4 protein-coding genes are annotated in these 7,232 nt (G+C 37.9%); 2 read left to right on the top strand and 2 right to left on the bottom strand.

The window, feature by feature from the left end:
• Positions 1-175: 175 nt before the first annotated feature.
• The gene (locus tag CK510_RS23180) at positions 176-1,972 is read right to left on the bottom strand and encodes a ShlB/FhaC/HecB family hemolysin secretion/activation protein (RefSeq protein ID WP_095723934.1); all 1,797 of its coding nucleotides are present in this window, start codon (positions 1,970-1,972) and stop codon (positions 176-178) included.
• 290 nt (positions 1,973-2,262) lie between these two features.
• On the opposite strand from CK510_RS23180, the gene CK510_RS23175 reads away from it, so the two are divergent.
• Complete coding sequence (locus CK510_RS23175) at positions 2,263-2,610, top strand: hypothetical protein (RefSeq protein ID WP_095723933.1); 348 nt, start codon at positions 2,263-2,265, stop codon at positions 2,608-2,610.
• Positions 2,611-3,070: 460 nt separating this feature from the next.
• On the top strand, positions 3,071-5,422 hold the full coding sequence (locus CK510_RS23170) for a two-partner secretion domain-containing protein (RefSeq protein ID WP_095723932.1): 2,352 nt from the start codon (positions 3,071-3,073) through the stop codon (positions 5,420-5,422).
• A 132-nt stretch (positions 5,423-5,554) separates the two neighbouring features.
• On the opposite strand, the gene CK510_RS23165 is transcribed toward CK510_RS23170, so the two are convergent.
• A complete protein-coding gene (locus tag CK510_RS23165; RefSeq protein ID WP_095723931.1) occupies positions 5,555-7,135 on the bottom strand; it encodes a DHA2 family efflux MFS transporter permease subunit in 1,581 nt (526 codons plus the stop codon).
• Positions 7,136-7,232 lie beyond the last annotated feature (97 nt).

The following is a 7,232-nucleotide window of genomic DNA, read 5'->3' as shown; positions in this document are numbered from 1 at the left end:
AGTTTCCCCCCTTTCCAAGGGGGGATTAAGGGGGGTAATTCCGAAGTATCAGGGGAAAACAGACTTGTGTGTACACCATAGCTTGTTAAGAGCAGGGAACTAGGTCTTTATTCCCCCACCTTGACTCATGCGAGGTTAGGGGGGATTAAACAGGCTTACGGGCAACATTCAGAGGCTAAAAAGGTGTGTAAACAACAGAAAAATACAAACCATTTTCTTGCCAGTTACTTTTCCTCGACTCAAGGGAGATTAAAGGGATTCCCCAATCAAATTGGGCATTTAATTGATTACCCAATTGTAGACGCAAACCCAAACCAGTTGACAATAAAGTATTAGTTTCCAGCTTTACTCTATTGCTGCGATTCCATACCGTACCCACATCGATAAAAGGGACAACCTGTAAAAGAGTTTGCGATCGCTTGTCACGAAAAATGGGTAAACGAACCTCGGTACTAGCTAAAAATCCATTGTCAGTGAGCAATGCATCCTGACGATATCCACGAACACTACTTTGTCCACCTAATCCAAATTGTTCGAGGGCAACAAGTGGTCTATCGGTAAATTGTAAATCACCGCGTATAAATAGTAAAGTATCTGGTGCTAGTAAACGTACCCATTGGGCTTGTCCTCGCCATGCATAGAAATTACTATCAGGGGATTTATTATTTATTGTAGAATTAAATGCATCAAGTCCAATACTAAATTGCGATCGCATTGCAAATACTTGTTTACTATTGCGTTGCGTCCATTCTTGAAAAAGTCGCAGTGCGGTAACACTAGTTCTGCCCTTTTCGTCTGCTCCTTCACCAGGGAAGGGAACTTCCCCATTTAATAAGCTAGCTTGACTTTCTCGATTCGTTAATGCCATCCCAACTGCTAATTCCCGATTTGGCTTTTGAATTATGGGTTGTCGCAGGGTAAATTCGTAATACTTGGAGTTGGATTCGATATCGAGTCTGTTAAATGGTTTCTCAATGACATTATTATCAGATGTTCCATAACTTACTGCAAATGTGCCATTACGGGGATTAATCGGTACTGTATAGTTCAAATCGTAAGAATTACTACCATCAGTATTCGTATAAGCAGCACTGACACTATCCCCAAATCCAAGTAAATTTGACTCACTCAGTTGAACTTGTCTGCGGAAACTTCCCACACTGGGGGAACGACTATTATCTAAACTTATTTGGGCATTAAATGTCTTCGCTTCCTGTATCGTCACTTCTAATGTACTTGAACCCTGACTAGTTCCCGCAGCTAATTCCGCAGACAGATTTTTTATTAATGGATTTAGCTGGAGTACTTGCAGAGCTTCCAGCAATTTCTCCCGATTTAATGGTTTACGTGTTGCCAATGCCAAGCGACTTCGCACATAATTAGGATTTAACCGACTTGCTCCAGTCACCTTAATCTCTTCAAGTTGCCCCTCAATTACTCGAACTTCCACAACCCCATCAATCAACTTTTGTGGGGGAATAAATGCCCCGGTTGTAATGTAGCCTTTATCAACGTAAAACTTGGTAATTTCGGAACGTAATTGAAATAATTCTGTTAGAGTTACTGACTTGTTGATGTAGCGTTCTGTAATCTCGGCAAAGTCTTTTTCACTAAATATCGTACTGCCAGTTATATTAATTTTCTTAATTGCGATCGCTTGGGGAATATCACCCGATTGCTCTTCCTCTGGACTACTCGGTAAGCTACTTGGAGGAGTCAAAAGTTGGTCAGGTGGTGGTAAAAGTGTGGGAGGTGCTTGTTCTGGTAAGGGTTGGGTAGAAGGTGGCTTTGTTTCCCGTCTCGGAGTTGGGTTTATAGGTGTTTGTGCTTGATTCGATAATTCCCCAGATTCGACAATATTTACCTCCTCAGCCATAACTGGTATGGCTTGGGTTAATGATAGGAGAATGAGTGAATTACAGCACAAGTTCAATTTATATAAGCAACTGCGGAAACAAGATTTTTGAGACATAATCTAAAACTTTCGTTAATTAAAGCAGAAATAAAAAATGTGAACCTTGTAGTATTTTTAACATAAATATGGATTGATGTTTTTTCCACTACTTTGATAATTCTATGGGAATCGTGCCCCGTAGCCAAACAAAAGCCGTAATGAATGCCAATTTGGCAAAATATAAGACTAATAACGTCATAAAACTGCATAAGTCTTTGGGGTTGCATCTAATTAATAACTAGAAGTAGAGCCGAAAGCTTTACCGAACAAACTAGTCAATAGTACGTAAATAATTAGGTCAACGAGTCATGAGCTTAGAACAAACAGTACAATACGACAGTGGCTACGACAAATTACCAGAGAATGCGACTCCATTGCAAAAAATGCAATATGAAGTTGGGAAAGAATTTATGAAAGGCATAAATAATTCCCAAATGAACGACGTTCTGATGAAGTATGGATTAACAGCAGAAAAAGTTATTAGGTTTGAAGTTGTCGTTAATTTGGATCAAATGCGAGAACCAAATAATGCTGCTATTCCTGAATCCGAAATGCAGAGTGCATTGAAAGCGATTCCTGCTGAAGAACTGAAGCTAGCGAGTTGCTGCTGGTGTTGGACTCGTAATCGTTGTGTTCCGTGCAATAGTATCTGCTAAAAACTTATATTTTAAGCCTCTCCTTTGGCAAGGAGAGAGGTTCTGTATTAATCAAATTTTAAGCCGTTTGCAGTATAGTAATGGAATTCGTAGTTATTTGAATCAATAAAATCGATACAATTGTAACCATTATCAGCGAATTACGGATTTCCAGTAGTTTAAAAATCTCGAAAAACCGGGTTTCTTTGCGGAACCCGGTTTTTTCTGTGTCCCAATTAATGTAGTGTTGTTAATTAGACATCTCCGGAAAAGACGTAGAGACGTAGCATTGCTACGCAAATGTGCCGGGACAGAATATTCTCGAAATCTTGCCACGGGGATACTCCCCGTGGCAAAGTTTCGCGGCAACTTCGCAGTATCTACAAGGGTTCTGGGGAACGCATCATTAAATTCGGTCGATGTCTATTGTATATCGGTGTAATTCTGCGATCGCAATTAGCTGGAAGAGTAAGAAATTATTATGATAAATTTTCAACAAAAATTAAAAATATTCAGAAATAGCATCTTTATAGTCAATAGTCTTATTCTCACCGATTTATTCCCAACATTTATATTTTCTGCAAATACTGTTTTAGCCCAAATCACACCAGATAATACCTTACCTAACAATTCTCGTGTCACCACACAGAACAACATCAAACTAATTGAAGGAGGAACCACAGCAGGACAAAATCTATTTCATAGCTTTGAAGAATTTTCTGTACCAACAGGAAACACAGCCTATTTTAATAACTTCCCCAGCATTGAAAATATCATTACCCGCGTCACTGGCAAATCAATTTCCAATATTGACGGTACAATTCGTGCAAATGGGATTGCTAACCTATTTCTCATCAATTCCAACGGTATTATTTTTGGTGACAACGCATCTTTAAATATTGGTGGTTCGTTTATAGCTAGTACCGCAAACAGCCTTAACTTTGCCGATGGGAGTAAATTTAGTGTTACCGGAACTCAAAATCAATCATTACTAACAATAAGTACTCCAATTGGCTTACAATTTGGAACTACAGCAGCCACCATTGAAAATAGGTCTCAGTCTCAGGTAAGTCCTAATGGAGCCAAGACTTTTCTGATTGATGTACCTGTGGGATTGCAGGTTAACCCAGATAAAACATTAGCACTTATAGGTGGTGATATTAAAATAGATGGAGGAAACTTAACAGCACCCCAAGGAAGAATTGAGTTAGGAAGTGTTGGAAGTGAAAGCTTAGTTAACCTGATTCCAGTTAGTGACGGTTGGACATTAGGATATGAAAAAGTCCGTAATTTTCAGAACATTCAACAAATTGCTCCGATTTCCACGATTACATTTAACTCAACTATAACAACAACCAGTCAAGGTGGTAGCGGAAATGTTCGGGTACGGGGAAATGTTGTCGAAATCGTAGCTAGCGGCTTAATAAACGTAAATCTCAGTGATAACAATGGTGGTGAGATTGCCATTGATGCCAATAAATTAATTATCCGAGATGGTGGACAAATACTTAATAGTACAATTGGTGCAGGTATGGGGGGAAAGTTAACAATAAATGCTTCCACATCTGTTGAGATATTTGGTACTGTCAATTTACCAGGAGAGGTAGTCGCATTAAGTGCGATCGCAAATGGAACTTTTGCATCTGGAAATGCAGGTGATATCACTATTAATACGGGTAAATTAAGTATTCGCGATGGGGCAACAATTTCGGTACAATCAAGCGGAAGATTTGTAGGTGAAGATGAATTGGCACCCGCAACAGGAAATGCCGGAAATTTGACAATTAATGCCACATCCATCGAATTAGCTGGAAAATCAGCTACAAATTCACCTAGTAGTATACTTGCGGAAACTTTAGGTTCGGGAGATGCGGGAAAATTAACCATAAACACGGGTAATTTAAGTGTTAGTGATGGTGCAGAAATTTCTGTCAGTAGTCAAGTTAATATTCGTCCAGGAGTGAAATATTTGGGAAACCGTCTAAATTTAGGTAAAGCTGGAGATTTGACCATAAATGCCCATTCCATAATCTTAGAAAGCCAAGGAAAAATCATCTCGCAAACTGACTTAGGGAATGGTGGAAATATCATATTAGAGGTACAAAACCTACTTCTGATGCATCGCAACAGTCAAATTTCCACCAGTGCGGGTAAAGTTCAATCCAATGGTGATGGAGGCAATATTACCATTCAAAGTCCCAATGGTTTTATAGTTGCCAATAAATTCGAGAATAACGACATTACAGCAAATGCATATACAGGTTCCGGTGGTAAAATAAAAATTAAAGCTATTGGGATTATTGGTATAGAACAACTTAATCGAGAAGACTTAGCCCGTAGTTTAGGAAATAATGACCCCAGTCAATTAGACCCAACTAAATTTACAACTAGTGATATCACGGCAATTTCTCAAACAAACCCCAGTCTAAATGGGACTATCAATATTAATGCATTAAATGTAGACCCCAGTCGTGGATTAATCCAACTTTCACAAGAACCGGAAGAGCCAAAATTAGCTCAAGTGTGCAAAGATAAAATAGCCCGTAATCAAAGTCAATTTACGATTACTGGACGTGGAGGATTACCAACTAACCCACGGGAATATCAGAGAAACAATACAGTTAATGCTGATTGGATATCATTAGATAATTACCCTGAACAAACTCAAAATCATCCAACTCGAAATAACCCAAAAGCCATTATCCCAACTGCCCCAATTATCGAAGCACAGGGCTTGATAGTCAATAAAAGCGGAGAAATTTTTTTAGTCGGAAAAGCGCCAAAACTAACAAACCATAGTCCAGTTTTTGCACTAGCATCATGTAATTTGTAATCATAGCAGAAATTAGGAATCTCACCCTGATTTTTACACAGTAAAAATCGTCCTTACCCTACGTAGCTTGCTTCCCCGAAGGGATGGGGAGGGATAGGAATAGAAGGCAAATTCGGTATTTTAACGTTAAGATTAATGTGCCACAGTACTACCTTTAGGTTTAACTTTCTTAAAGAATAAAATAGCAACACCACTGAGTAATAAAGCAATACCAATAAAATAAAAACAATCATTAAAAGCCATCACATAAGCTTCCCGACGAACCACACCATCAAGAGATTTAAGTGCTTGTTCTTGTGCAGTACTTAAATCAGAACCACGACTGACAAAATATTGAGTTAATTGATTAATTCTTTCCTGAGTTGCGGGATTAAATAAAGATACAGAATCGCTCAATCTATTCGAGTGAAATTGTTCGCGATTAGTCAATAAAGTTGCCAGAGAAGCAATTCCAATTGAACCACCTAAATTACGCATCATATTAAATAAACCACTTGCCGAACCTGCTTCCTTTGCTGGTAAACTTGCCGTTGCAATTGAAGTTAAAGGCACCATAATTAATGGTTGTCCCATTGCCCGAACAAGCTGTGACCAGATTAATTGGTCGTAACCAGTTTGGTTAGTTAATTTAGCATTCATAAACGCGCTAATTGAAAATAGACTAACACCAACAGCTACAATTAAACGTACATCAATACGCTGCATTAACTTAGGAATAAATGGAATAATAAATAATTGCGGAACACCTGCCCAAACCAATACTTGACCAATTTGTAATGCATTATATTTTTGAATTTGAGCTAGATATAAAGGTAAAACATAGATTGAACCATATAAACCTATACCTAGAGAAACATTAACGATAGCCGCTAAACCAAAATTGCGATCGCGCAGCAATTTCAAATTAATAAATGGTTGCTTCCGTGTTAACTCAATTACGAAAAATAGCACTAAACAAATGACAGCAATAACTGTCAAACGTACAATTAATGAAGAACCAAACCAATCTTTACGACTACCTTCTTCTAGGACTATTTGTAAACAAGATAAACCAATTGCCATTGAAGCAATTCCCCACCAATCACCCTTTTTCAATAACTCAAATTGTGGCTTTTGTTGGTAGATACCATACCAAACGCCAGCTAACATTAATATTCCGGGAAATATATTAATATAAAAGCTATAATGCCAACTAAAATTTTCAGTTAACCAACCTCCTAAAGTGGGACCAATTGAAGGGGCAAAAACTGCCGTAATTCCAAATGCAGCTAATCCTGCGGGTTGTTTTTGTGGTGGTAAAGATGTAAGGACAACAGTCATCGCGCTGGGAATTAAAACACCTCCCGTAAAACCTTGTAAGGCACGAAAAACTATCATTGAATTTAAATTCCAAGCTCCAGCACAACAGATAGAAAAGAAAATAAATAAAGCAGTATTAACTAATAAATATCTACGCAATGAAAAAACACGTGACAGCCATCCTGTGAGAGGAATTACCACAATTTCAGCAACTAAATAAGACGTAGATATCCAAGAACCTTCATCTAAACTTGCCCCTAAACTAGCTTGGATATCCTGCAATGAAGCATTAGTAATTTGGATATCCAATATCGCCATAAATGCACCTAACATACATGCTAAAACACCAATCCAGGTTCTTAGCGGTACTTGTGAAGGAGAATTTGGTTGACTTGCTATATTTATATTTGTCATAGAAGTAATAAAGAGAGAAAATAAAGTTTTTATTTTTGTATTTTTGATTTATTTTAAGTTAGGCAATTCTATAAAATAAAATATTCCAACTATATAT

Source organism: Brunnivagina elsteri CCALA 953 (genome assembly GCF_002289455.1).
In the GTDB taxonomy this organism is placed as follows: Bacteria; Cyanobacteriota; Cyanobacteriia; order Cyanobacteriales; family Nostocaceae; genus Brunnivagina; species Brunnivagina elsteri.
The sequence above is the reverse complement of the archived record's forward strand: the minus strand, read 5'-3'. Positions and strand labels throughout refer to the sequence as shown.